This window comes from Kitasatospora sp. NBC_00070 (assembly GCF_045041205.1).
Lineage (GTDB): Bacteria > Actinomycetota > Actinomycetes > Streptomycetales > Streptomycetaceae > Kitasatospora.
Genome location: NZ_CP108247.1, coordinates 1,982,543 through 2,009,017 on the forward strand (window position 1 = coordinate 1,982,543; position 26,475 = coordinate 2,009,017).

The following is a 26,475-nucleotide window of genomic DNA, read 5'->3' on the forward strand; positions in this document are numbered from 1 at the left end:
CGTCGGTACGGCCGCAGGCCCGGAACGGCTGCTGCCGTTCCGGGCCTGCGTGGGGGTGGGTCAGGTGTTATGCCGGACCGCTGCGTCCGTTGTTGCGTCGGCGTCGGGCCGCGAGGATGCGGAAGGCGAGTCCGAGCAGGAGCAGGAGTGCTGCGGTGGTGGCTGCGAGGGTGACGGCGGTGCCGGTGTGCGGAAGGGGCTTGGGGGTGGGGATGGCCTTTCCGGTGTGGAGGGGACCGCCGTCGGGGTTGTTGGTGCCGGGCTTGTTGCTGTTGTTGGACTTGTCGGGGTCGGGGGTGTCGGAGGTCGCGGTGGCGATGTTGTCGACGTCGGTGCCGTCGCCCGCGTAGGCGGGGTCGAGCTTGACGAGGATGCGGTGCACCGCCTTGTCGCCCGGCGCGAGCCGTGCGATGGGTCCGCAGGTGACGGTCCGTCCGTCGGCGGTGCAGCCGTCGGGTGAGGAGACGAAGGACAGTGCGGCCGGCAGCGGGTCGGTGACCTTGGCGTTCACCGCGGTGGACGGGCCGTGGTTGGTGGTGGTGAGGGTGTAGGTGAAGGTGTCGCCGGGGTCGACCTGGCTCTTGCCGGCCGGGTAGGCGGCGGACTTGGCCAGGGCGAGGTCGGCGGCGGGCTCGGCGATGCGCAGGCTGTAGGTGTCCTCGTCGTTGGCGGGGTTGCGGTCGATGGGGTCGCTGACGCGGACCGTTCCGGTGAGGGTCTGGCCGCCGGCGGCGTCCGGGGAGACCCGCAGCGCGAATTCGGTGTCGACGTAGCCGTCCTGTGCGGCCCGGCTCTTGGTGCGGGGTTGGGGCAGGATGCCGGCGGGGAGGGTGCAGGTCGCCTTCTGCGGGCTGTCGGCGGTGCAGTTGCCGGGCAGGTTCTGGGCGAAGGAGAGCTGTGCGGGCACGGTGACCGCGAAGGTCGCTCCGCCGGTGTGGGTGGACGGTCCGTGGTTGGTGATCCGGGCGGTCAGGTTCACCGTCTCGCCGGGCACGGCGGTGTCCTTGGCGAGGATGGCCTGCGCTGCCATGTCGCGCTTGAGCGGGGCGGGCTTGCCGCCGTCCGGCAGCAGTGCGGTGTGGGTGTCGTTGGTGGGGTTGGGGTCGATGTTGTCGGCCTGGACCACGGCGCGGTTGACGATGTCGCTGCCGTCGCCCGTGTAGGAGGGGTCGAGGCGGGTGGTGAGGACGTAGGTGAACTTCTCACCGACCTTCAGGCGGCCCTTGGCCGGGCAGGTGACCGCCCGGGTGGCGGTGTCCTGGGTGCAGCCGGCCGGCTGGGAGGAGATGTAGCTCAGCTGCGCGGGTAGCTGGTCGGTGAGGACGACGTGGTAACTGTCGGAGGTGGGGCCGTTGTTGGTGACGGTGATGGTGTAGTCGACGTTCTCGCCGGGGGCGACCGCGGTGCCGCTGGAGGTCTTGTCGACGGCGAGGTCGGACTCGCCGCGGCGGGGCTTGCCGAGGGGCAGTCCTGCGGTGGCCGAGGAGTTGTTCGACAGGTCCGGGTCGGCGGTGGCCGCCGCGACCTTCGCGATGTTGGCGATGTCGGAGCCGTTGCCCTCGTAGTCCTGGTCGAGCCGGACGGTGAAGGTGAACGTCTTCGAGCCCTTGGCGGCCAGTACGGGAAGGGTCGGGCAGGTCACGTCCTGGCCGGTGGCGGTGCAGCCGTCGGTGGAGGAGACGAATGCCAGCGGCGCGGGGAGCGCGTCGGTGGTCTTCACCTCCGATGCCTGGGCCGGGCCGTTGTTGGTGACGGTGACCTGGTACTCGAACGTCTCACCGGGTGCGACCTGCTTGGCCCCGACCGGCTTCTTGGTGACGGCGACGTCGGCCTTGGCCGGGTTGGGCGGGTTCGGACCCGGCCCAGGACCGGGCAGGGTGCCGGTGGAGGCGTCGGAGGTGTTGTTGGCCGGATCGGGGTCGGTGGTGTCGGTGGCGACCTTCGCCTGGTTGCGGACGTCCGAGCCGTCACCGGAGTAGGCCGGGTCGAGCTGCACGGTGATCGTGTAGGTCTTGGATGCCTTCGCTGCGAGGGTGGCCAGCTTGGGGCAGGTCACGTCCTGACCGGTCGCGGTGCAGCCATCGCTCGCCGAGACGAACTTCAGTGCGGCGGGCAGTGCGTCGGTGACGACCAGGCCCTTGGCGTCCGAGGGGCCGTTGTTCGTGACGGTCACGGTGTAGTCGAACGGCTCACCAGCAGCCACCGGGGCCGCCGACGCGGGCTTCTTGGTGATGGCGACGTCGGCCTTCACCGGCGCCGGCGGGTTCGGGGTGGGGTTGGGACCGGGGTTGGGACCCGGGTCCGGGCCAGGCAGACCACCAGTCGATGCGTCCGAGGTGTTGTTGCTCTGGTCGGGGTCGGTGGTGTCGGTCGCGACCTTCGCCTGGTTCTTCACGTCACTGCCGTCACCGGCATAGGCCGGGTCCAGCTGCACCGTGATCGTGTACGTCTTCGACGCCTTGGCCGCCAACGTGGCCAGCTTCGGGCACGTCACGTCCTGACCCGTCACCGTGCAACCATCGCTCGCCGAAACGAACTTCAGCATGGCGGGCAACGCATCGGTCACCACCAGACCCTTCGCCTCCGACGGACCGTTGTTCGTCACCGTGATCGCGTAGTCGAAGGACTCACCAGCAGCCACCGGAGTGGTGCTCGCCGGCTTCTTCGTGATCGCCACGTCGGCCTTCACCGGCGCCGGCGGGTTCGGACCCGGCCCAGGACCAGGCAGAGTGCCCGTGGACGCGTCCGAGGTGTTGTTGCTCAGGTCCGGGTCGGTCGTGTCGGTGGCGACCTTCGCCTGGTTCCGGACATCGCTGCCGTCACCGGAGTACGCCGGGTCCAACTGCACCTTGATGGTGTACGTCTTCGAACCCTTGGCCGCCAACGTCGCCAGCTTCGGGCACGTCACGTCCTGACCCGTCACCGTGCAACCATCGCTCGCCGACACGAACTTCAACGTCACCGGCAGAGCATCCGTGACCACCAGACCCTTCGCCTCCGACGGACCGTTGTTCGTCACCGTGATCGCGTAGTCGAACGACTCACCAGCAGCCACCGGAGTGGTGCTCGCCGGCTTCTTCGTGATCGCCACATCGGCCTTGGCCGGGGTAGGCGGATTCGGCCCAGGGCCCGGACCAGGCAGACCACCGGTCGACGCGTCCGACGTGTTGTTGCTCTGATCCGGGTCGGCGGTGTCCGTAGCCACCTTCGCCTGGTTCCGCACATCGGTCCCGTCACCGGCGTAGGCCGGGTCGAGCTGCACCGTGATGGTGTACGTCTTCGATCCCTTGGCCGCCAACGTGGCCAACTTCGGGCACGTCACGTCCTGACCAGTCGCCGTGCAACCATCGCTCGCCGAAACGAACTTCAGCATGGCGGGCAACGCATCGGTCACCACCAGGCCCGAAGCCTGCGACGGGCCGTTGTTGGTGACGGTCACGGTGTAGTCGAAGGACTCGCCTGCGGCGACCGGTGTGGTCGCTGCGGGCTTCTTCGTGATCGCCACATCGGCCTTCACCGGCGCCGGCGGATTCGGGCCCGGACCGGGGTTGGGACCAGGCAGACCACCGGTCGAAGCATCAGACGTGTTGTTCGACAGATCCGGGTCGGCAGTGTCGGTGGCGACCTTCGCTTGGTTCCGCACGTCCGTTCCGTCACCGGCGTAGGCCGGGTCGAGCTGAACGGTAATCGTGTACGTCTTCGACGCCTTCGCCGCAAGGGTGGCGAGCTTCGGGCAGGACACGTCCTGACCAACCGCCGTGCAACCATCGCTCGCCGAAACGAACTTCAACATGGCGGGCAGGGCATCCGTCACCACCAGACCCTTCGCATCCGACGGACCGTTGTTCGTCACCGTGATCGCGTAGTCGAACGACTCACCAGCAGCCACCGGAGTGGTGCTCGCCGCCTTCTTGGTGATCGCCACATCGGCCTTGGCCGGGGTAGGCGGGTTCGGCCCAGGAGCCGGACCAGGCAGACCACCGGTCGACGCGTCCGACGTGTTGTTGCTCTGATCCGGGTCGGCGGTGTCCGTAGCCACCTTCGCCTGGTTCCGCACATCGGTCCCGTCACCGGCGTAGGCCGGGTCGAGCTGAACGGTGATCGTGTACGTCTTCGAACCCTTCGCCGCCAACGTCGCAAGCTTCGGGCACGTCACGTCCTGACCAACCGCCGTGCAACCATCGCTCGCCGAAACGAACTTCAACATGGCGGGCAACGCATCGGTCACCACCAGACCCTTCGCATCCGACGGACCGTTGTTCGTCACCGTGATCGTGTAGTCGAAGGACTCACCAGCAGCCACCGGAGTGGTGCTCGCCGGCTTCTTCGTGATCGCCACATCGGCCTTGGCCGGGGTGGGCGGGTTCGGACCAGGCCCAGGACCAGGCAGGGTTCCTGTCGATGCATCAGACGTATTGTTCGACAGATCCGGATCAGCCGTGTCGGTGGCGACCTTCGCCTGGTTCCGGACATCGCTGCCGTCACCGGTGTACGCCGGGTCGAGCTGCACCTTGATCGTGTAGGTCTTCGACGCCTTCGCCGCCAAGGACACGAGCTTCGGGCAGGACACGTCCTGACCAACCGCCGTGCAACCATCGCTCGCCGACACGAACTTCAGCGCAGCGGGCAGAGCATCGGTCATCACCAGGCCCTTGGCTTCCGAGGGGCCGTTGTTGGTCACCGTGATCGTGTAGTCGAAGGACTCACCCGCAGCCACCGCAGTAGCCGAAGCGGGCTTCTTGGTGATCGCGACGTCGGCCTTGGCCGGGGTAGGCGGGTTCGGACCGGGCCCCGGACCGGGCAGGGTGCCCGTCGAGGCGTCGGAAGTGTTGTTGGTCGGGTCCGGGTCGGCGGTGTCCGTGGCCACCTTGGCCTGGTTCCGCACGTCCGTGCCGTCACCGACGTAGGCCGGGTCCAGCTGCACCGTGATGGTGTAGGTCTTCGACGCCTTCGCTGCCAACGTCGCGAGCTTCGGGCAGGACACGTCCTGACCCGTCGCCGTGCAACCATCGCTCGCCGAAACGAACTTCAACATGGCGGGCAACGCATCCGTCACCACCAGGCCCTTGGCATCCGAGGGCCCGTTGTTCGTCACCGTCACCGTGTAGTCGAAGGACTCACCAGCCGCGATGGGGGTGGTACTTGCCGGCTTCTTGGTGATCGCCACATCGGCCTTCACCGGGGAGGGCGGATTCGGGCCCGGACCCGGGCCCGGCAGACCACCGGTCGCAGCGTCCGAGGTGTTGTTGCTCTGGTCGGGGTCGGTGGTGTCGGTGGCGACCTTCGCCTGGTTCTTCACGTCAGCGCCGTCACCCGCATACGCCGGGTCCAGCTGCACCTTGATGGTGTACGTCTTCGACGCCTTCGCCGCCAGCGTGGCCAACTTCGGGCAGGACACGTCCTGACCGCTCGCCGTGCAACCATCGCTCGCCGAAACGAACTTCAGCATCGACGGCAGAGCATCCGTGACCACCAGACCCTTCGCCTCCGACGGGCCGTTGTTCGTCACCGTCACCGTGTAGTCAAAGGACTCACCAGCAGCCACCGCAGTAGCCGAAGCAGGCTTCTTCGTGATCGCCACATCGGCCTTCACCGGCGCCGGCGGATTCGGGCCAGGGCCCGGACCAGGCAGGGTGCCCGTGGACGCGTCCGAGGTGTTGTTGCCCAGGTCCGGGTCGGTCGTGTCGGTGGCGACCTTCGCCTGGTTCCGGACATCGCTGCCGTCACCGGTGTACGCCGGGTCCAGCTGCACCTTGATCGTGTAGGTCTTCGAACCCTTCGCCGCCAACGTCGCCAGCTTCGGGCAGGTCACGTCCTGACCGGTCGCGGTGCAACCATCGCTCGCCGAAACGAACTTCAGCGCCACGGGCAGAGCGTCGGTGACGACCAGGCCCTTGGCTTCCGACGGACCGTTGTTGGTGACGGTCACGGTGTAGTCGAAGGACTCACCCGCAGCCACCGCAGTAGCCGAAGCAGGCTTCTTCGTGATCGCCACATCGGCCTTCACCGGCGCCGGCGGGTTCGGGGTGGGGTTGGGACCGGGGTTGGGACCCGGGTCCGGGCCCGGCAGGCCACCAGTCGATGCGTCCGAGGTGTTGTTGGACGGGTCGGGGTCGGTGGTGTCGGTCGCGACCTTCGCCTGGTTCTTCACGTCACTGCCGTCACCGGCATAGGCCGGGTCCAGCTGCACCGTGATCGTGTACGTCTTCGACGCCTTGGCCGCCAACGTGGCCAGCTTCGGGCAGGTCACGTCCTGACCGGTCGCCGTGCAACTGTCACTCGCCGAAACGAACTTCAGCATGGCGGGCAACGCATCGGTCACCACCAGGCCCTTGGCTTCCGAGGGGCCGTTGTTGGTCACCGTGATCGCGTAGTCGAAAGACTCACCAGCAGCCACCGGCGTCGTACCAACCGGCTTCTTGGCAATCGCCACATCGGCCTTCACCGGCGCGGGCGGGTTCGGACCAGGGCCCGGACCAGGCAGGGTGCCCGTGGACGCGTCCGAGGTGTTGTTGCTCAGGTCCGGGTCGGTGGTGTCCGTGGCCACCTTGGCCTGGTTGCGGACGTCCGTACCGTCACCGGCATAGGCCGGGTCCAGCTGCACCTTGATCGTGTACGTCTTCGACGCCTTCGCCGCCAACGTCGCGAGCTTCGGGCAGGTCACGTCCTGACCGGTCGCCGTGCAACTGTCACTCGCCGAAACGAACTTCAACATGGCGGGCAACGCATCCGTCACCACCAGGCCCTTCGCATCCGAGGGCCCGTTGTTCGTCACCGTGATCGTGTAGTCGAAGGACTCACCGGCAGCGACCGGGGCCGCCGAGGCGGGCTTCTTGGTGATCGCGACGTCCGCCTTGACGGGAGTGGGCGGGTTCGGGCCAGGGCCCGGACCAGGCAGACCACCAGTGGCCGCATCCGAGGTGTTGTTGCTCTGATCCGGGTCGGCCGTGTCCGTGGCCACCTTCGCCTGGTTCCGCACATCGCTGCCGTCACCGGCATAGGCCGGGTCCAGCTGCACCGTGATCGTGTACGTCTTCGACGCCTTCGCCGCCAACGTGGCCAGCTTCGGGCAGGTCACGTCCTGACCGCTCGCGGTGCAACCATCGCTCGCTGAAACGAACTTCAGCATCGACGGCAGGGCATCCGTGACGACCAGGCCCTTGGCATCCGAAGGACCGTTGTTCGTCACCGTGACCGTGTAGTCGAAGGACTCACCCGCAGCCACCGCAGTAGCCGAAGCAGGCTTCTTCGTGATCGCGACATCCGCCTTGACGGGCGTGGGCGGGTTCGGGCCAGGGCCCGGACCGGGCAGGGTGCCCGTGGACGCGTCGGAGGTGTTGTTGCTCAGGTCCGGGTCGGTGGTGTCGGTGGCGACCTTCGCCTGGTTGCGGACGTCCGTACCGTCACCGGTGTAGGCCGGGTCGAGCTGCACCTTGATGGTGTACGTCTTCGACGCCTTCGCCGCCAACGTCGCCAGCTTCGGGCAGGACACGTCCTGACCCGTCGCCGTGCAACCATCGCTCGCCGAAACGAACTTCAGCGCCACCGGCAGAGCATCCGTGACGACCAAACCCTTGGCATCCGAAGGACCGTTGTTCGTCACCGTGACCGTGTAGTCGAAGGACTCACCCGCAGCCACCGCAGTAGCCGAAGCGGGCTTCTTGGTGATCGCCACATCGGCCTTCACCGGCGCCGGCGGGTTCGGGGTGGGGTTGGGACCGGGGTTGGGACCCGGGTCCGGGCCCGGCAGACCACCAGTCGACGCATCCGAGGTGTTGTTCGACATGTCCGGATCCGCGGTGTCGGACTTCACCGACGCCTGGTTCCTGATGTCGGAGCCGTCACCGGAGTACGCCGGGTCCAACTGCACCGTGAGCGTGTAGGTGTGCGTGGCCTTCGCCGCCAGGCTCGGCAGTGCCGGGCAGGTGACGACCTGGCCGGAGGCGGTGCAGCCGTCGGAGGCGGACACGAAGACCAGGTGCGCCGGCAGCGTGTCCGTCATGACGACGGCCTCGGCCCGCGACGGCCCGTTGTTCGTCACCGTCACCGTGTAGTCGAACGACTCCCCCGGCGCGACCGGGACCGTCGAGGCCGCCTTCTTCGTGATCGCCACATCAGCCGACGGCTTCAACGGCGGGTTCGGACCAGGACCCGGACCCGGCAGACCACCGGTCGACGCGTCCGAGGTGTTGTTCGACATGTCCGGATCCGTGGTGTCGGACTTCACCGACGCCTGGTTCCTGATGTCGGAGCCATCACCGGAGTACGCCGGGTCCAACTGGACTGTCACCTTGAAGACCTGCGTCTTCCCCGTGTCCAGCGTCGCGACCGGACCACACGTCACCGTCTGACCCGAAGCCGTACAACCCGCCGACGGCTGGAAGATCAGCCCCGCCGGCAGTACATCCGTCACGGTGACGTTCTTCGCCTGCGAGGGGCCGGCGTTCGCCACGGTGATGTCGTAGACGAACGACTGACCCGCGGTGACAGCGGTCGTACCCTCGGCCTTCTTCGTGACCGACAGGTCCGCGCTCGGCTTCGTCGGCGGGTTCGGACCAGGGCCCGGACCCGGCAGACCACCGGTCGACGCGTCCGAGGTGTTGTTCGACATGTCCGGATCCGCGGTGTCGGACTTCACCGACGCCTGGTTCCTGATGTCGGAGCCGTCACCGGAGTACGCCGGGTCCAGCTGAACGGTGAGCTTGACCGTTGTCGTCGCACCCGCGTCCAGCGTCACGACCGGACCACACGTCACCGTCTGACCCGAAGCCGTACAACCCGCATCCGAGGACACGAACTTCAACGCGACCGGGAGACTGTCGGTCACCGTCACGTTCTTCGCCTGCGACGGACCACCGTTCGTGACGGTGATGACATAGACGAACGACTGACCAGGAGCAACGGAAGCCGTACCTTCGGCCCTCTTCGTGACCGACAGATCCGCACTCGGCTTCGTCGGCGGGTTCGGACCAGGGCCCGGACCCGGCAGACCACCGGTCGACGCGTCCGACGTGTTGTTCGACGCGTCCGGGTCGGAGGTGTCGGTGGCGACCTTCGCCTGGTTCCGCACATCCGAACCGTCACCCGCATACGCCGGGTCCAGCTGCACCTTGATCGTGTACGTCTTCGAGCCCTTCGCCGCCAAAGACGCGAGCTTCGGGCACGTGACGTTCTGCCCAGCCGCCGTGCAACCATCGCTCGCCGAAACGAACTTCAGCGCAGCGGGCAGAGCATCCGTCACCACCAGGCCCTTGGCCTCCGAGGGACCGTTGTTGGTGACGGTCACGCTGTAGTCGAAGGTCTCGCCGGCCGCGACCGGGGCCGAGCTCGCCGCCTTCTTGGTGATGGCAACGTCGGCCTTCACCGGCGCGGGCGGATTCGGACCAGGGCCCGGCCCCGGCAGACCACCGGTCGACGCGTCCGAGGTGTTGTTGCTCTGGTCGGGGTCGGTGGTGTCGGTGGCAACCTTCGCCTGGTTCTTCACATCGGTGCCGTCACCGGCGTAGGCGGGGTCCAGCTGGACGGTGATCGTGTAGACCTTCGACGCCTTCGCCGCCAACGAGGCCAGCTTCGGGCAGGTCACGTCCTGACCGCTCGCGGTGCAACCGTCGCTCGCGGAAACGAACTTCAGCGCAGCGGGCAGCGCATCCGTGACGACCAGGCCCTTGGCATCCGAGGGACCGTTGTTCGTCACCGTCACCGTGTACTCGAACGACTCACCCGCAGCCACCGGCGCCGAGGCCGATGCCTTCTTGGTGATCGCCACATCGGCCTTCACCGGAGTGGGCGGGTTCGGACCCGGCCCCGGGCCCGGCAGCGTACCCGTGGCCGCGTCGGAGGTGTTGTTCGTCAGGTCCGGGTCCGTCGTGTCCGTGGCGACCTTCGCCTGGTTCTTCACATCGCTACCGTCACCGGTGTACGCCGGGTCCAGCTGCACCTTGATCGTGTAGGACTTCGACGCCTTCGCCGCCAACGTCGCCAGCTTCGGACACGACACGTCCTGACCGGCAACAGTGCAACCATCGCTCGCCGAGACGAACTTCAGCACCGACGGCAACGCATCCGTCACCACCAGACCCTTGGCCTCCGAGGGACCGTTGTTCGTCACCGTCACCGTGTAGTCGAACGACTCACCGGGAGAAACCGGGTTGGTGCTCGCCGGCTTCTTGGTGACGGCAACGTCGGCCTTCACCGGCGCCGGCGGGTTCGGACCAGGACCCGGACCCGGCAGACCACCGGTCGACGCATCCGACGTGTTGTTCGCCAGATCCGGGTCGGCACTGTCGGTGGCAACCTTCGCCTGGTTCCGCACATCGGTGCCGTCACCCGCATAAGCAGGGTCCAGCTGCACGGTGATCGTGTACGTCTTCGACGCCTTCGCCGCCAACGTCGCCAGCTTCGGGCACGAGACGTTCTGCCCAGCCGCCGTGCAACCGTCGCTCGCGGACACGAACTTCAGAGCAGCGGGCAGCGCATCCGTGACCACCAGGCCCGATGCCTGCGAGGGGCCGTTGTTCGTCACCGTGATCGTGTAGTCGAAGGACTCACCAGCCGCCACCGGAGCGTTACTTGCCGCCTTCTTCGTGATGGCAACGTCGGCCTTCACCGGAGAGGGCGGATTCGGACCCGGCCCAGGACCCGGCAGACCACCGGTCGACGCATCCGAGGTGTTGTTGGTCAGGTCCGGGTCGGCGGTGTCCGTGGCGACCTTCGCCTGGTTCCGCACATCACTGCCGTCACCGGCATAGGCCGGGTCCAGCTGAACGGTGATCGTGTACGTCTTCGACGCCTTCGCCGCCAAGGACGCGAGCTTCGGACAGGTGACGTTCTGATCCGTCGCCGTGCAACCGTCGCTCGCGGACACGAACTTCAGCGCAGCGGGCAGAGCATCCGTCACCACCAGGCCCTTCGCATCCGAGGGGCCGTTGTTCGTCACCGTCACCGTGTAGTCGAACGACTCACCAGCCGCCACCGGAGCGGTACTTGCCGCCTTCTTCGTGATCGCGACATCCGCCTTCACCGGAGAGGGCGGATTCGGACCCGGCCCAGGACCAGGCAGACCACCGGTCGACGCATCCGAGGTGTTGTTCGCCGGATCGGGGTCGGTGGTGTCGGTCGCGACCTTCGCCTGGTTCTTCACGTCACTGCCGTCACCGGCATAGGCCGGGTCCAGCTGAACGGTGATCGTGTACGTCTTCGAACCCTTCGCCGCAAGGGCGGCCAGCTTCGGGCACGACACATCCTGACCAACCGCGGTGCAACCATCGGGAGAGGAGACGAACTTCAACATGGCCGGCAGGGCATCCGTCACCACCAGGCCCTTGGCATCCGAGGGCCCGTTGTTCGTCACCGTCACCGTGTAGTCGAAGGACTCACCAGCCGCGATGGGGGTGGTACTTGCCGGCTTCTTGGTGATCGCCACATCGGCCTTCACCGGGGAGGGCGGATTCGGGCCCGGACCCGGGCCCGGCAGACCACCGGTCGCAGCGTCCGAGGTGTTGTTGCTCTGGTCGGGGTCGGTGGTGTCGGTGGCGACCTTCGCCTGGTTCTTCACATCGCTGCCGTCGCCGGTGTACGCGGGATCGAGCTGCACCTTGATCGTGTACGTCTTCGACGCCTTCGCCGCCAAGGACGCGAGCTTCGGGCACGTGACGTTCTGACCGGCAGCCGTGCAACCATCGCTCGCCGACACGAACTTCAGCGTGGCCGGCAGGGCATCGGTGACCACCAGCCCCTTCGCCTCGGACGGCCCGTTGTTCGTCACCGTCACCGCATAGTCGAACGACTCACCAGCCGCGACCGGCGTCGTACCAACCGGCTTCTTGGTGATCGCGACATCAGCCTTCACCGGCGCGGGCGGGTTCGGACCAGGGCCCGGACCCGGTAGGCCACCGGTCGACGCGTCCGACGTGTTGTTGGTCTGGTCCGGATCGGCACTGTCGGTGGCGACCTTCGCCTGGTTCTTCACATCGCTGCCGTCGCCGGTGTACGCCGGGTCGAGCTGCACCTTGATCGTGTACGTCTTCGACGCCTTCGCCGCCAAGGACGCGAGCTTCGGGCACGTGACGTTCTGACCGGCAGCCGTGCAACCATCGCTCGCCGACACGAACTTCAGCATCGCCGGCAGAGCATCCGTCACCACCAGACCGGACGCCTGCGAGGGACCGTTGTTGGTAACGGTCACGGTGTAGTCAAAGGACTCACCAGCCGCGACCGGCGTCGACGTCGACGCCTTCTTGGTGATCGCCACATCGGCCTTCACCGGAGAGGGCGGGAACGGCCCCGGACCGGGGCCCGGCAGCGTGCCGGTGGCCGCGTCGGAGGTGTTGTTGGTCGGGTCCGGGTCGGCACTGTCGGTGGCGACCTTCGCCTGGTTCTTCACATCGCTGCCGTCGCCGGTGTACGCCGGGTCGAGCTGCACCTTGATCGTGTACGTCTTCGACGCCTTCGCCGCCAACGTGGCCAACTTCGGGCAGGACACGTCCTGACCAACCGCCGTGCAACCATCGCTCGCCGACACGAACTTCAGAGCCACCGGCAACGCATCCGTCACCACCAGCCCCTTCGCATCCGACGGCCCGTTGTTCGTCACCGTCACCGCATAGTCGAACGACTCACCAGCAGCCACCGGCGCCGTACCGGCCGGCTTCTTGGTGATCGCCACATCGGCCTTCACCGGGGAAGGCGGGTTCGGACCCGGCCCAGGACCAGGCAGGCCACCGGTCGACGCGTCCGACGTGTTGTTGGTCAGGTCCGGATCAGTGGTGTCGGTGGCAACCTTCGCCTGGTTCTTCACATCAGTGCCGTCACCCGCATACGCGGGGTCGAGCTGCACCTTGATCGTGTAGACCTTCGAGCCCTTCGCAGCCAACAGCGCCAGCTTCGGGCACGTGACGTTCTGCCCGACAGCAGTACAACCATCGCTCGCCGACACGAACTTCAGAGCTGCGGGAAGTGCATCGGTCACCACCAGGCCCTTGGCCTCGGACGGCCCGTTGTTCGTCACCGTCACCGTGTAGTCGAACGACTCACCCGCAGCCACCGGAGTGGTGCTCGCCGCCTTCTTGGTGATCGCCACATCCGCCTTCACCGGCGCGGGCGGATTCGGACCCGGCCCAGGACCAGGCAGACCACCGGTCGACGCGTCCGACGTGTTGTTGGTCAGGTCCGGATCGGTGGTGTCTGTGGCGACCTTCGCCTGGTTCCGCACATCCGAACCGTCACCCGCATACGCCGGATCCAGCTGCACCTTGATCGTGTAGACCTTCGAGCCCTTCGCCGCCAACAGCGCCAGCTTGGGGCAGGTCACGTTCTGACCCGTCGCCGTACAACCATCGCTCGCCGAAACGAACTTCAGCGCGGCGGGCAACGCATCCGTCACCACCAGGCCCTTCGCATCCGAGGGCCCGTTGTTCGTCACCGTCACCGTGTAGTCGAACGACTCACCAGCCGCCACCGGAGCGGTGCTCGCCGCCTTCTTGGTGATCGCCACATCGGCCTTCACCGGAGAGGGCGGGAACGGCCCCGGACCGGGACCCGGCAGCGTGCCGGTGGCCGCGTCCGAGGTGTTGTTGCTCAGGTCCGGGTCGGCACTGTCGGTGGCGACCTTCGCCTGGTTCTTCACATCGCTGCCGTCACCGGTGTACGCCGGGTCGAGCTGCACCTTGATGGTGTAGGTCTTCGACGCCTTCGCCGCCAACAGCGCCAACTTCGGGCACGTCACGTCCTGCCCGACCGCCGTGCAACCATCGCTCGCCGAAACGAACTTCAGCGCCACCGGCAACGCATCCGTCACCACCAGGCCCTTCGCATCCGAGGGACCGTTGTTCGTCACCGTCACCGCGTAGTCGAAGGACTCACCAGCAGCCACCGGCGCCGTACCGGCCGGCTTCTTGGTGATCGCGACATCGGCCTGCACCGGCGCGGGCGGGTTCGGGCCGGGACCCGGGCCCGGCAGACCACCTGTCGACGCGTCAGAGGTGTTGTTCACCAGGTTCGGGTCGTCCGTGTCCGACTTCACCGACACCTGGTTCTTGATGTCCGAACCATCACCCGCATAGGCCGGGGCAAGCTGGACCTTGATCTTGTAGGTCTTGGTCGCGGCAGCGTCCAGCGTCGCCGGACCCGTGCACGTCACCAACTGTCCCGCAGCCGCACAGCCGTCCGCCGAGGAGACGAACGTCAGCTCCTTCTGCAGGGTGTCCGTCACCACCACGTTCTTCGCCTGCGACGGGCCGGCATTCGCCACCGTCAGCAGGTACTCGTACGTCCCGCCTGGAGCCACCACGGCAGTGCCGACCGGCGCCTTCGTGATCGACAGGTCCGACGACGGCTTCAACGGCGGGTTCGGGCCAGGACCCGGGCCCGGCAGACCACCTGTCGACGCGTCAGAGGTGTTGTTCGCCAGATTCGGGTCCGTCGTGTCCGACTTCACCGACGCCTGGTTCCTGACGTTCGAACCGTCGCCCGCGTACGCCGGGTCCAACTGCACCGTCACCTTGAAGACCTGGGTCTTGCCGGGGTCCAGCGTCGCGAGCGGACCACACGTCACGGTCTGTCCCGACGCCGTGCAGCCCGCCGAAGGCTGGAAGACCAGCATCGACGGCAGGACGTCCGTCACCGTGACGTTCTTCGCCTGCGACAGACCGCCGTTCGTCACCGTCAGGTCGTAGATGAACGACTGACCCGGGGCGACAGCGGTCGCACCCGCGGCCTTCTTCGTGATCGCCAGGTCCGCGCTCGGCTTCGTCGGCGGGTTCGGACCGGGGCTCGGGCCCGGCAGCCCACCGGTGGACGCGTCCGAGGTGTTGTTCACCAGGTTCGGGTCCGTGGCGTCCGACTTCACCGACGCCTGGTTCTTGATGTCCGAACCGTCACCGGAGTACGCCGGGTCCAGCTGGACCGTGATCTTGATGGTCTTCGTCGCACCCACGTTCAGCGTCGCGATCGAACCACAGGTCACCGTCTGACCCGACGCCGTACAACCCGCGTCCGAGGAGACGAACTTCAGCGCGACCGGCAGAGCATCCGTCACCACGACGTTCACCGCCTGCGACGGTCCCGCGTTCGCCACGACGATGTCATAGACGAAGTTTCCACCGGGCACGGCCGGAGCAGTGCCCGCTGCCTTCTTCGTGATCGACAGGTCGGCCGAGCCGGCCGCCGCTGTCTTCAGCGGGATGGCCGCCGAGTTGTTCGTCGCGACCGGATCGTCGGTGTTCGCGACCGTCGCCGTCCCGCCCGACAGCACCGTGTCCAGCGGCGCGGCCGAGTCGACCAGCACCGAGATCGCGAACGAGGCCGTGGCGGCGTTCTTGAGTCCGGCCGCGATCGTGCAGGTCACCGACTTCTTGTCCGACGCCACCGTGCATCCGGAAGGCTGCGTCGCGGCGGCAGTCGTGTTGGCCGGCAGCGTGAACGTCACCGTCGACGCCGACGTGGTGTCCGACGGGCCGCCGTTGGTCACCGTCCCGGTCACGGTGGCCGTCGTGCCCGGGGTCACCGGGGTGGTCGGCACGGTCACCGACATCGCCAGGTCGTTCGACACCTTGGCCGCCGTCGACAGCGTCACGGCCGCCGTGTTGTTCGCCGGCTTCACATCGTCCACGGAGGCCACCACCACCGAACCACCCGTCAGCGCGGTCGACAGCGGCGCGTTCGAGGCGACCACGAGCGGGATCGCGAAGTCGGCCTTGGCGCCGTTGGCGAGCCCTGCGGGGACGGTGCAGGTGACCGTCTTCCCGTCGGCCGCCGCCACGCACCCGGCCGGAAGCGGGGAGCCGGGCGTCGTACGCTGCGGCAGGGTCAACGCGACGGTCGCTGCGGCCACCGTGGCCGACGGACCGTTGTTGGTGACCGTCAGCGTGGCGATGGACGTGCCGCCGGGTGGCACTGGATTCGGGGCGGTCGCCGCCGTCATCACCAGGTCGCTCGAACGCACCGTGATCTTGGCGTTCGGGCAGGTCGAAGGGTCAGCAGTATCCGTGCACAGCGCCTTGGTATTGGTCGAGTCCGAGGTCAGCGCCGTCACGGCGTTGACGTAGTCGCCCTCCGTCGCGCCCTTGACCGTGATCTTCAAGGTCGCGGTCGCGTCCTTGGCGAGCGTGGGGACCGACCAGGCTCCGGTGGCCGGGGTGTACTTGCCGCCGGAGTCGTCCGACACCCAGGTCAGACCGGTCGGAAGTTTGTCCGTCAGGACGATGTTGGTCGCCGCGTTCGGACCGTCGTTCTTCACCGTGAGGGTGAACACCGCCTGACCACCGGTCAGTACCGACGACTTGTCCACGGACTTGGTCACCGTCAGGTTCGCGAGCGGCCCGATCAGCACCGGCGCCACCTGCGACAGCGGCGCGATGCCGTCGCCACCGAAGTCGTTCCTGGCTGTCCCCACGGCCGCGGTGTCTTTCACCTTCGCCTGGAAGGTGAAGGTGAACACCGACGCCGGGTCCGGGGTTCCCCCGGGGTCCGGGCCCTTGGCCAGGGTGAAGAAGCCGCCCCAGGCCACCTTGGAACCGGTGACCGTCGGCTCGTGCATGCCGCTGCTGGCGCCGCTGCCGCTGGTCGAACCGGGTACGTAGTCCAGCCGTGGGTCCAAGGTGTCGGTGAAACCGAAGGTGTTCATCGGAGAGGTGTTGGGGTTGCTGAATCTCACCGTGTAGGTGACCGTTTCACCCGGCTGCACCTTGCTCGGCGTCACGGTCTTCGACGACTCCAACGCCAACACCTTGTCCGGGCGGAACCCGCTGTAGTGGCTGAAGGTCGCGGACGCACCCGCAGGCAGCGAATACGGCCACGAGATGCCCATCCCGCTGTCGAGCTCCGTCGTGCAATCGCATGTGTTGGTCAGCGGTTTGCCGGTCGAGGCCGGGTCCCTGATTTTGTTGAGGGCTCCCTCGGCATACGAGCTCCCGGGAGTGAGCGGCACGAGCAGCATCGCCTGCCCGGTGCCGTCGACCTTCTGCACGCACGCGATGCCGTTGCCCAACCCCGGCGCCGCCGGCAGCACTGCTCCGAAGCTCCTGTCGACTCCCGCCAACAGACAGTCGCCGCCCCGGTACACGTTGCCGGACTGTGTGGAGGTGCTTCGGTTGGTGACCGTGATGTCCACCCGGAAGCCGTTGTCACCGTTGACGTAGGTCTCGGTCTGCGACAGACGCACGGCACCGGACCCGACCGAGAACACCGTCGTCATCGTGAAAGGGTCAGCCGAGGTGCCCGAGCCGGTGGTCGGTGTCTGGCTGATGGCGGTCGGCGCGGACGCGTTGTTGAAGAACGCCGCCCCCCAGAGGTTGCTCCCGGTGTTGATGGCTGTGGCGCAGCTCTGCGGGCTGCCGAAGAACTGCGCCACCTTGTTGAAGAACGCCTGGCACGCACCGGTCATCGTCGTCTGGATCGTGGTCACCGGACTGCCCGTGATGGTACCGGTGGTGACCACGTTGACCGTGACGGTGTCCGTGAGGGGCTGGTTCCCGGTGGACGTCTGGGTCGCGGTGTACACCACGTTGGTTCCCGTCGACTGGGCCGACACCTGGATCGTCCAGGTGCCGTCGGCCGCAACGGTCGCCGCCGAGCCGACGGTCGACCCGCTGCGCGAGAGCGTCACCGTCGACCCCGGCAGGCCGGTTCCGGTGAACGTGACGGGGTTCGACGACCCGAGGACGTCGCCGGCCTTCGGTGATGTGATGTCGACCGTCGGAATCGACCACTCGACCACGGCGGCGCCGGGGGTGTTCGCGTTGCCGTACTTGTCGTTGTCGAAGAACGGGTCGTCGGTCCCGCCGGGATTGCGGCCCGAGCCCCCGGAGGTCGTACCGTCCGGCACCTTCGTGGTGTCCACGAACCCGGTGCCGCCACCACCGCCGGCGCCGGCCCGCTGCGAGCCGCCGATCGACGTGCCGCCGTCACCGCCGGCGCCACCGGCGAAGCCGCCGCCACCACCGCCACCCGGCGTACTGGTACTGGGTCCGGTCAGACCGCCGCCCGCGCCGCCCTTCCCGTCGGGTGAGTTCGCCCCCGCCTTGCCCGAGCGGGTGCCCAGCGCCCCGGCCGTGCCACCGGTGGTACCGGACGCGCCACCGCCACCCTTGGCGTCCGAAGGGGACGCGGCGTCGCCGCCGGGTTCTCCGGCCTCACCGCCGCCGGCCCCACCACTGCCCCCGCCCGTGCCGCGGCCACCACCGCCACCACCGCCGGCCACCATGAGCAGCGCACCCGCGTTGTCCTTGAGATCCGTGCGCCCACCGCCACCGCCTGCTCCAGTGCCGCCGGCGGCACTGGCCTGGTTGAAGGTGGTCGTCCCGATGGTGATCGTGTACGACGACGCCAACGGGGCGGCGACCGTCCCCACGGTGTAGCCGCCGCCACCGCCGAAGCCGGAGCTGGCGGTGTCCGATTGGCCACCGCCGGAACCCCACAGGTGGAACTTCACCGAGGTCGCCCCGGCCGGTGTGGTGAACGTCTGTGCGGCCCCGTTGCTCCGGAAGACCCGGCACTGGTTGAAGCCCGGCGTCTTCGCCACGCAGTTGCCCGCCGCGGCACGCGGCTGCGCGGCACCCGCCGAGCCCCCGCTCGCAAGCGAGGTCGGCGATCCGGCCAGCACCAACACGCTAGCCACTGCCATGACGATCAGGCGCTGAACTCTGCCGGCCATCGGGTTTCCGTTCTATCTAATACAAGACACACGGTGACGTTCGTATGGAAAGCCATTTATGCGGTAGATACGGCGGGACACCCCGGCGGATCGTGATGATCACCAAAGATGAACCCGTCCGGAGCACTGGCACGTCCATGACGGGCAGTCAGGTAGGCGCCCGGAGACCGAGGGTGGCCACGAGTGGTGGCCCCTGGATCGGTGGCGGCGTCGCGACAGGGGCGATGACCTGGCCCTGGACCGCCGACAGAGCAGGCGGTTCCCCGCCCCGGCAAGGGCGCCGGTGAATCGGGAAGCGTGCCGGCGTGGTGTCAGCACACGTCGGCAAGGGCGCGCGGGCGGGAACCGGGAGCGGCACCGGATCAGCCTCGCGGTGGGCAGCCTCAGCAGCCGAGGGAGCGCCCCGGGGGGCGATGTACGGGGGCGTCACGTACGAGCCCTGGCGGCGCGGGGAGCGCGGCGGTGATCAACCGACGGCCGCTCCACGCGCCGCCACCACGGATTCAGTCGTCGCGGCTGGGGAACCTCGGAGGAGTCGGGGACTGTCGCCCCGTCAGGAACGGTCCCCCGAGCACGACTTGGGCGCCGTCAACGGCGCCCGACATACGGGTCTCCGGTGCCGACTACTCCTCCGTACCGCCGGACACGTCGGCGGACCTGCCGCGTCGGCGGAGAACCGTCCGCGCCGTGACGAGCGCCGCGAGGGCGGCCCCGGCGACTCCGGCCCACAGCCACGTGCCGCCGAATCCACCTGACCCGGCGTCATGTCCCTTGGCCAGGTCCGGGTTGACCTGGACGGCTCCCGCATCGGAGGAGCAGCCCAGGAGCTGCTGGGTCTCGCTCTGCTGGACGCAGGCGGTGCTCGACAGCATGTCCGCGGAGTCGTGGGCCCCGTCGGAGTTGGGCTGCTTGACCTGGATGCTCTGGGCGCGGGCGGCGGCGAGCTGGGCACGCGTCCCCAGGTGGCCGGCCACGTGCAGGTCACGGCTCTGGCCGGGGTCCAGGTCGATGTCCCACAGCACCTGCGCTCCGGTGTTCTGGCCACCGTCGGAGATCGCCCCCGGCAGCACCGCCGCCGACAGCATCTGCGCGACCTTCAGGTGCTTCAGGCTGCCGGCCGTGGTGTTGCGAACGGTCACGGTGTAGTCGACATCGGTCCCCTCGGTCAGCGCGGTACCGGAGTGCCGCACCGCCACCTCCACCGGGCGGGACGCGGCAGCGGGCTCAGCGGCGGCGCCGCCCGACGCCGCCACGGCGGAGGCGACCTGCGCCATCGACAGCGGCAGCACCACGACGGCGGCGGCCACAGCGGCACAGGCAAGTCCTGAGGACAGGCGCGGAACGTTCATCGGGCTCCTCGATACGGCATCTCGGCTTCCACCAGCGAACTGATTGTCCGTTATGTCCCACCCAAAAGACGGGAGGCCACCCCAGTCGCAACCTCCGACCGCCCTCCTGGCCGCCCCGGGCCACGGGGCAGGCACCCAAATGGCACAGGCGTCCCCCCTGTCGTGCAGAACTTCTCGAAGTCCCCGACTCGCGTGATGCGGCGGCCACGTCCGGTGGTGGGCAAGGCATGCGGACGGGCGCGGACACCTTCGCAGAGGATTCGAGCGGCACCCGAGGCCCGCCCGGGCGTCCCACCCCCGGCCCGGGGCGATGGAGCACCTCGACCGCATGGAGCACGCCCCCCCACACCCGGACAGTGGCTCGTCCCTGCGCGATGCCGTCAACCGGATCGAGCGGCCCCTCACCACCACCGACCGTTGAACACGGAACCGCCCCCTGCCCGGCCGGAGCCGAACACTGCGGGCCGCGCCGGCGTCGGCGGCTACGGGAGGGCGCGCTTGAGGAGGAAGTTCCAGCGGTCGCCGGTGTATTCGTTGACCGGGGCGACGACCTCCCAGCCCTCCTTGCCGAGTTGCTCCAGGTCCCCGACGGTCCTGCCACCGGGCTGGGCCAACGCCCAGCGGTACTCCCATCGTTGGACGGCAGGCGCGGCGGCCTTGGAGCTCTGGGCCGGAGCGGGAGTGGGGGCGGCCGAGGCGATGGCGGCGGTGCCGGCGGCCCCGATCAGGGCGGTGGCCGCCACGGCGACGAGCGCGCGCCGCAGACCGGGCCGTCGGGTCGGGCGGGTGTCCGGTTCGCCGCTGCTGGTGCTGGTGCTGGTCATCAGGTGTCCGTTCGGGCCGGGCTTCAGGTGATGGTGATCTCGAAGGCGACGCGGGCCTTGGTGCCCGCGCCGGCGGTGACCAGGTCGGGGCCGGGGCTTCCGGATGCCTTGAGGGCCGGGGCGGTGGCGTAGCCGTTCTGGTCGGTGGTGGCGGTGGCATCGTCGCCGCCGTCGGGGAACTTGAGGCCGGGGCCGGGGGTGGAGAAGGTGATGACGGCTCCCTTGACGGGCTTGCGGTTCGCGTCGAACGCCCTGACCTTGAGACGGACCGGGACCTGCTGACCCGCCTTCACCGTCTGCTCGTCGCCCTCGATGGCCCACAGGCGGTCCACTCTGGCGGTGGCGTCCTGGGCGGCCGCGCGGGCGGCGGGCTGTTGGGGGGCGGACGCGGTGGTGTGGGCCTGGCCGGCGGTGGCGCTCAGGGCCACGCCGAGCAGGGCCGTGGCCACGGCCGCCGCAGTGCGCTTGAGGGGGAAGCTCACGAGCGTTCCTTCCAGGGGCTGGGGAGAGTGGCGGGCATGGTCAGCACGGCTTGAAGGACTTGAGCGAATCGCCGGGCGAGGACCCGGCCTTGGCGGGCGCCATGGGATGCGAGGTGCCCGTGTAGCCCTTCCTGTCGAACCAGCAGTACGCGACGGGCGAGTTGTTGACCCAGGTGGAGATCCCCTCCTTCCCGGTGAACGTCCCCCCGTCGGGCAGCTTGATCCTCTCGACGTCGGGGACCTCGGTGCCCGGCAGGACGGCGATCGCCCCGTACGTGGCGTCCACACCGTCGTACACGCACACCCAACCGGCCGGACAGGGCGTGTGCTTGCTGTTCTTGCTGTCGCCGTTGAGGATGTGCACGCCCGGCGGGTAGCCGCCCGGCGGAACCGCGTCCGCCACCGCGCCGGCACCGCAGACGAGCGCCACCGCGCCCGCCAGCGTCACCAGGGCCCTGGCTGCGCGCCTCGCCCCGCCGCCCCGCATCCGGCTGTCCGTCACCGTCGTCCCCTCACGAGTCGTCACTTCGACCCCGGCAGGGTCTCGGTCCACACGGCCTTGCCCGTGAGCGGCGCCTCTTCGGTGGCGGGGCCGATGCGCTGGTACCGCTGGGTGGCCTTGTCGCAGTCGAGGATCCGCTCGTAGAAACCGGTGACCTGCACCGTCTCCAGGCCGACGAAGTACGTGTAGCCGACCCCGGGCCCGGCGGTCAGGCGCACTTCCGTCTCCTTCTCGACCTTGTTCTCCTCGGAGAAGGCGAACCCGTACTCGGCGGAGAACTTCGTGGTCACGCTCGCCGAGAAGACGCCGAAGTCGGAACTGGCCTCGATGGAGGTCTCCAAGCCGAGATTCACCGAATGGGAGAAGGTCTTGGTCAGACTGTTCTTGGTCCGCTCCGTACGGTCCAGCGGCTCCGGTCCGTTGCGGTTGTCCAGCGTGAACTTGTCGGCGATCTGACGCTTGAGCACCGGATCGCCGACCGGCTCGAAGTGCCACTTCCCGTCGCAGTCGATCGTGCTCTGCTGCGCCAGGGCGGCCTGCGGTGTACCGAGCAGCGGCACGGCGGTGGCCAGCAGCAGTGCGGCCAGCGCCGCGCGGGTCGAGGTCAGGAGTTCCACGGCGTCCCCAGCAGCTTGAGGTCGGACGCCTTGTCGGCGTTGTCGGAGGTCCACCACACCTGGGCGTTCGAGCCCTTCCTGATGTCGAAGTCCGCCTCGACGCTCTGCTTCGACTTCACCTGGCGCCAGATGATGTCGGACGAACTCTTAAGCGTCTTCGCGCACTTCGCGGCGTCCACGTTCGGGGCCTTGCCACCGTCGCAGTCGTAGACCACCAGCGACAGGTCCGCGTAGGCCCGGCCGGTGTTGGTGAACGTCAGCCGTCCACCCTCGGGCAGCGCGCACCAGGTCACCGTGCCCCCGGTCACCTGCATCGCGGGACCGGCGGCGGCCGAACACGCCGGCTCGGCCGCACGCGGCTGCGCCCCGGGCGCCGGGGCGGCGGCGCACAGGGCAAGGGCACCGACGCACAGCACGGCTGCCCGGACGGCAGGGGTGCGCCCTCGGGTGCGCGGGCGCGGGTCGGGGGGCGAGGGGGACATGGCTCTCCCAAGTCGTGGGTCCGGCCTCCGGCGCCGGGCCGCTTCCGCACGGCCGGCTGCGGGCAGCAGCGGGCGGCACGGCCTGGCGGGCCGGGATGCCGGAGATGATCACCCTGCTCCAACGCCGAAGATGATCACCAGGCACGCCCTGTCACCCGATCGAGATTCCGCGCCCCACCGTTCCGGGCCTTCTCCCCAAGCAGCCCCGGACGCCACCCACTTGGGAGTCCGGGACAGGCCGGTGGCAGCTCGCGTGGCGACGTGATGCCTGTCGTGGCCCGGCACGTGATGGCGTGTCATCGCAGCCAGAATGCCGGGCCACGTGTGTGCAGCACTCCGGCGAGACACCTTGCCCCGGATGCCGGGACCGTCCGCCGCCCCGGGGACCACCAGCGACACTGAGCCGGTGAGACCGGCGCAGCCGTTCCGCTACTGGGACAGCCGGTACGGGCCGAGGTAGTACGCGAGCGCGGCGAGCGACGGCCCATCCGCCACCTCACCCGAAGCCAGCAGCTTCACGACCTCGGCCTCAGGCAGCCACTCGATCCGGGTCGCTTCGCTGGCATCGGTCGGGACCCCGACCTGCTCGCATTCGGTGGCGTGGAAGCTGTGGAAGCGCATCGTCGAGATCCCGGCCAGCGCGTCGTACTCGACCAGCGGCACGACCCGCCCCGGCCGCCAGCCCGTTTCCTCCTCGATCTCCCGGGTAATCGCCAAAGCCGGGTCCTCACCAGGCTCGGCCCACCCGGCCGGCACCTCCCACCCCCACCTGCCGGTGATGAACCGATGCCGATAGAGGAGCAGGAAGCGGCCCTGATCGTCCGTCACCACGGAGGTGGTGGACGCCTTCGGCATCGTGATGACGTGGTGGTCGACCCGGCCAACGCCAGGAATGTCCACATCGTCCAGCCACACCTCCACGTAGGGGCTGTCGTAGACCCGACGCCGACCGTAGCTTGTCCACTCCACCGGGCAGCCTCCTCACGCGCGTACGAGCTGGTGCTCCGACTCTCTCACGCGAGCGCTGAGTTCCCGCACGGGACCAGCTGCCCGCCACGGGCCCAGCGAAGCCTGGAACGCTCGCGCTCGTAGGACGAGCGGCTGCACAATGCTTCCTCCCGCGATGTCCAGGGCGGTGTGCGCCAGAGCGCACGCGCCATCGATGTCGCCCTGCCCGATGCGGCACTGGGCCAGATCGAACGTCAGGGTGGCCCGGCCCTTCGCATCCGCCTGGTCCCGTCGCTCCAATGCTGTGGTCAGCATGCCGACCGCGAGGTCATGGTGTCCGAGTAGCGCCCGGCTCTCGCCAGTGAGTCCGACCAGCCGCGGGCGAGTGAAGAAGTCGAGCCCGCCGATCGGCTCGCACTCCTCGCCGAGGAGTTCAGCGGAGTGATCGAGTGCTGCCAGTGTGCCACGCACATCTCCCCGGGCAGCGAGCGCGCGACCGAGGTTTGCGGCAATCCACGCGCGGCGCCGCGGGCCCGCTCGGTCTGCCAGTGTGTCGGCTCGGCCGAGCAGGGTCGCGGCCTGGTCGGTCCGTCCGGCGGTGTAGTCCGCGATGCTCTGCATGGTCAGCAGCCAGGCGGTCAGCTCATCGGCCTCGCCTTCATCGGCAGCGACCTGCCCCATGTGGAACACGGCGTCGGAGCGGCCCCGGTCACCGCAGTCGTGGTAGGCCAGGCCGAGCAAGCCCGACAGTACGGTCAGTATCCGCACGCACCGGCGGCGGGCATCGAGTGCTTGCGGCCGGCCGAGGAGCTCGTGCACCGCGGTGAGTTGGCGCTGCATCTGCGGAACACTTTGCGCCGGGGAGGTGACCGGGTACCTGAACGCAGACTCGGCAACGGCCGCTTCCAGGTGCAGCAGCGTGGCGTCGCTCGCGGTCGAGCAGGACAGCATGTCCAGGATCTCCCAGGTCTCGGGGATCGCGGCCGGCCGGTAACTACTGGGTGCTGCATGGGTTTCCCAAGGCCGGTCGGCGAGGCCGAGCATCCGGCCCGGGATGCCGAGGCCGTCCGAGACGCGCTCACAGACGTCCATGCTCGTGGCAACGCGCCCGCTGGTCACGTACTCGGTGACGCGGCTGGTTTGGAGTCCGGTGAGCCGCGCGATCTGAGCTGGATAGATTCCGGCGCGGATCTTGGCGAGGTGGAACACCGTGCCGATCTTGCGGTCAGCGCACGCGGTGATGGACTGGCGGTCGGCCAGCAGGTGCGCGGGCACCTGCTCCGGGCTGGGCACAGCGGTCTCCCGTCGCGGCGATACACCGAGCGTACCGACACTGACTGCTACAGGGTGAGTACCCATGGTGGCCCTAGTCATTGACCTGGCTGGGCTCGAAGCTCGCCCCATGACGACTTCCGGACCTCTGGCCCCACAGCGGTGAGCATCGACCTCGGACCTGTTGTGGTCGAGATCGCCGACATCGCCCCACCCGCGACATTCACTCGACTGCCGGACGCGGTGGCGGCCCTCTGGGAGGCCCTCCACGTCCTACCGCTGGGCTGGACCCAGCACGAGACATTCCGCACCTACCTCGGCGAGGGTGCGGTCGAGCGGATCACCGAACTCCTCGACCGCGATGGGCTACTGACACTCACCATCACGGTGGCCGGCCGCAGCCACGAGGCCCGGATCCGACGCGAGCAGACTGGCGGATGCCGGTGACCCCGGAGGAGCGTTTCCTCGTTGAGGAGTTGGGGTGCGACAAGAAGGGGCGGCGAGGCTGGGGCCTGCGCGACCAGGTCACCGGCAAGCTGGTCACAGCCGGCGGCGAGACAGACCGCTACGGCACCCCCGACCAGGCCCGGATGCACAGGCAGAGCCACTGGTACCACGCCCAACGCGCGGAAGTCACAGCACACATCGAGCAGTTCGTGGCCGACGCCGCGCACCACCGCGACGGCCAACCGGGGTCACGTCCCGAAGGACGGCAGTCCAACGTCGTGCCCCCGAAGGACATCTGGACTCGGGGCACCACCGCGTGGAGGGAGAGCGCATGAGCCGTCCGGATCTGGCGGGCGACCGCTACGAGGCCCGTCGACTGCCGCCGGTCGGCGATACTCCACCGTTGTGGGGCGCGTGGGACCGTCGGCAGCACGACTGGGTCCGCCGTCTCGGGACCGGAGCCCGGGCCGGCGAACCGGAACCGTTCACCTCCGAGGACCGGGTCCGCACCTGGGCCACCCAGCAGACCGCCACGAGAAGGAGCAGAGCATGAGCGGAACCGTCCCCGCCGGAGAATCCAGAGGCTGGCACGAACCCCGGCGCGGCACCCGAGGCCCGACCCGCGCACTCCCACGGCCGACCAAGCACCCGTGCGAACCACAGCCCGACGCCCAGGAGGAACAGACGACCGACGGTCAGCACGACCCCTCCGGCCGGCCCCGCCCCGACGGCGGCCCAACGGCACCGCCCCAGCCGACACCCCCGAAACAACCGCCCGCCGAGTAGGACCCGAACACCCGGCCGGACGCTCCGCCGATCGCGATGTCACGGACAGGTGGACTGTAGGCAGGCAACCCGGCATGACGAAGGCCCAGACCTGGACGTATGTCCTGACCTGGGCCT

Annotated in this window: 12 protein-coding genes; 3 read left to right on the forward strand and 9 right to left on the reverse strand. The window is 68.7% G+C overall.

Translation table 11 applies throughout. The features are described 5' to 3' along the window. Nucleotides 1–67 precede the first annotated feature (67 nt). From OHV05_RS09195 to OHV05_RS09235, 9 genes are all read right to left on the reverse strand, one after another. The gene (locus OHV05_RS09195; RefSeq protein WP_405017229.1) at nt 68–18,613 is read right to left on the reverse strand and encodes a hypothetical protein; all 18,546 of its coding nucleotides are present in this window, start codon (nt 18,611–18,613) and stop codon (nt 68–70) included. A 659-nt stretch (nt 18,614–19,272) separates the two neighbouring features. Then, nucleotides 19,273–19,998 carry a hypothetical protein gene (locus OHV05_RS09200; protein WP_405017230.1) on the reverse strand — a complete coding sequence of 242 codons (726 nt, stop codon included), beginning with the start codon at nt 19,996–19,998 and terminating at the stop codon, nt 19,273–19,275. Between the two features lie 482 nt (nt 19,999–20,480). Next, nucleotides 20,481–20,822: a hypothetical protein gene (locus OHV05_RS09205; protein WP_405017231.1), complete on the reverse strand. Its 342-nt coding sequence runs from the start codon at nt 20,820–20,822 to the stop codon at nt 20,481–20,483. A 23-nt stretch (nt 20,823–20,845) separates the two neighbouring features. After that, on the reverse strand, nt 20,846–21,304 hold the full coding sequence (locus OHV05_RS09210) for a hypothetical protein (RefSeq protein ID WP_405017232.1): 459 nt from the start codon (nt 21,302–21,304) through the stop codon (nt 20,846–20,848). 40 nt (nt 21,305–21,344) lie between these two features. Next, nucleotides 21,345–21,806, reverse strand: a complete 462-nt coding sequence (locus OHV05_RS09215; protein WP_405017233.1) for a peptidase inhibitor family I36 protein — start codon at nt 21,804–21,806, stop codon at nt 21,345–21,347. 20 nt (nt 21,807–21,826) lie between these two features. After that, nucleotides 21,827–22,423: a hypothetical protein gene (locus tag OHV05_RS09220; protein ID WP_405017234.1), complete on the reverse strand. Its 597-nt coding sequence runs from the start codon at nt 22,421–22,423 to the stop codon at nt 21,827–21,829. Next, nucleotides 22,411–22,905 carry a hypothetical protein gene (locus OHV05_RS09225; protein WP_405017235.1) on the reverse strand — a complete coding sequence of 165 codons (495 nt, stop codon included), beginning with the start codon at nt 22,903–22,905 and terminating at the stop codon, nt 22,411–22,413. Before OHV05_RS09225 ends, OHV05_RS09220 begins: the two co-directional genes overlap by 13 nt. Nucleotides 22,906–23,334: 429 nt before the next feature. Then, nucleotides 23,335–23,874: an NUDIX hydrolase gene (locus tag OHV05_RS09230; protein ID WP_405017236.1), complete on the reverse strand. Its 540-nt coding sequence runs from the start codon at nt 23,872–23,874 to the stop codon at nt 23,335–23,337. A 12-nt stretch (nt 23,875–23,886) separates the two neighbouring features. Then, nucleotides 23,887–25,146: a hypothetical protein gene (locus tag OHV05_RS09235; RefSeq protein ID WP_405017237.1), complete on the reverse strand. Its 1,260-nt coding sequence runs from the start codon at nt 25,144–25,146 to the stop codon at nt 23,887–23,889. A 141-nt stretch (nt 25,147–25,287) separates the two neighbouring features. Between OHV05_RS09235 and OHV05_RS09240 the strand changes: the two genes are divergently transcribed. The 3 genes from OHV05_RS09240 to OHV05_RS09250 are packed head-to-tail and all read left to right on the forward strand — an operon-like array spanning nt 25,288 to nt 26,125. Next, the gene (locus OHV05_RS09240; RefSeq protein WP_405017238.1) at nt 25,288–25,572 is read left to right on the forward strand and encodes a hypothetical protein; all 285 of its coding nucleotides are present in this window, start codon (nt 25,288–25,290) and stop codon (nt 25,570–25,572) included. Beyond that, the gene (locus tag OHV05_RS09245) at nt 25,563–25,907 is read left to right on the forward strand and encodes a hypothetical protein (RefSeq protein ID WP_405017239.1); all 345 of its coding nucleotides are present in this window, start codon (nt 25,563–25,565) and stop codon (nt 25,905–25,907) included. The genes OHV05_RS09240 and OHV05_RS09245 overlap by 10 nt, the downstream gene beginning before the upstream one ends. After that, nucleotides 25,904–26,125 (forward strand): hypothetical protein, encoded by a 222-nt coding sequence (locus tag OHV05_RS09250; protein WP_405017240.1) that lies wholly within the window; start codon nt 25,904–25,906, stop codon nt 26,123–26,125. Before OHV05_RS09245 ends, OHV05_RS09250 begins: the two co-directional genes overlap by 4 nt. The last annotated feature ends 350 nt before the right edge of the window (nt 26,126–26,475 follow it).

Coding starts and splice junctions, on each gene's coding strand:
- OHV05_RS09225 (WP_405017235.1), bottom strand. CDS start 22,905: ATGTCCCCCTCGCCCCCCGACCCGCGCCCGCGCACCCGAGGGCGCACC.
- OHV05_RS09245 (WP_405017239.1), top strand. CDS start 25,563: ATGCCGGTGACCCCGGAGGAGCGTTTCCTCGTTGAGGAGTTGGGGTGC.
- OHV05_RS09200 (WP_405017230.1), bottom strand. CDS start 19,998: ATGAACGTTCCGCGCCTGTCCTCAGGACTTGCCTGTGCCGCTGTGGCC.
- OHV05_RS09205 (WP_405017231.1), bottom strand. CDS start 20,822: ATGACCAGCACCAGCACCAGCAGCGGCGAACCGGACACCCGCCCGACC.
- OHV05_RS09250 (WP_405017240.1), top strand. CDS start 25,904: ATGAGCCGTCCGGATCTGGCGGGCGACCGCTACGAGGCCCGTCGACTG.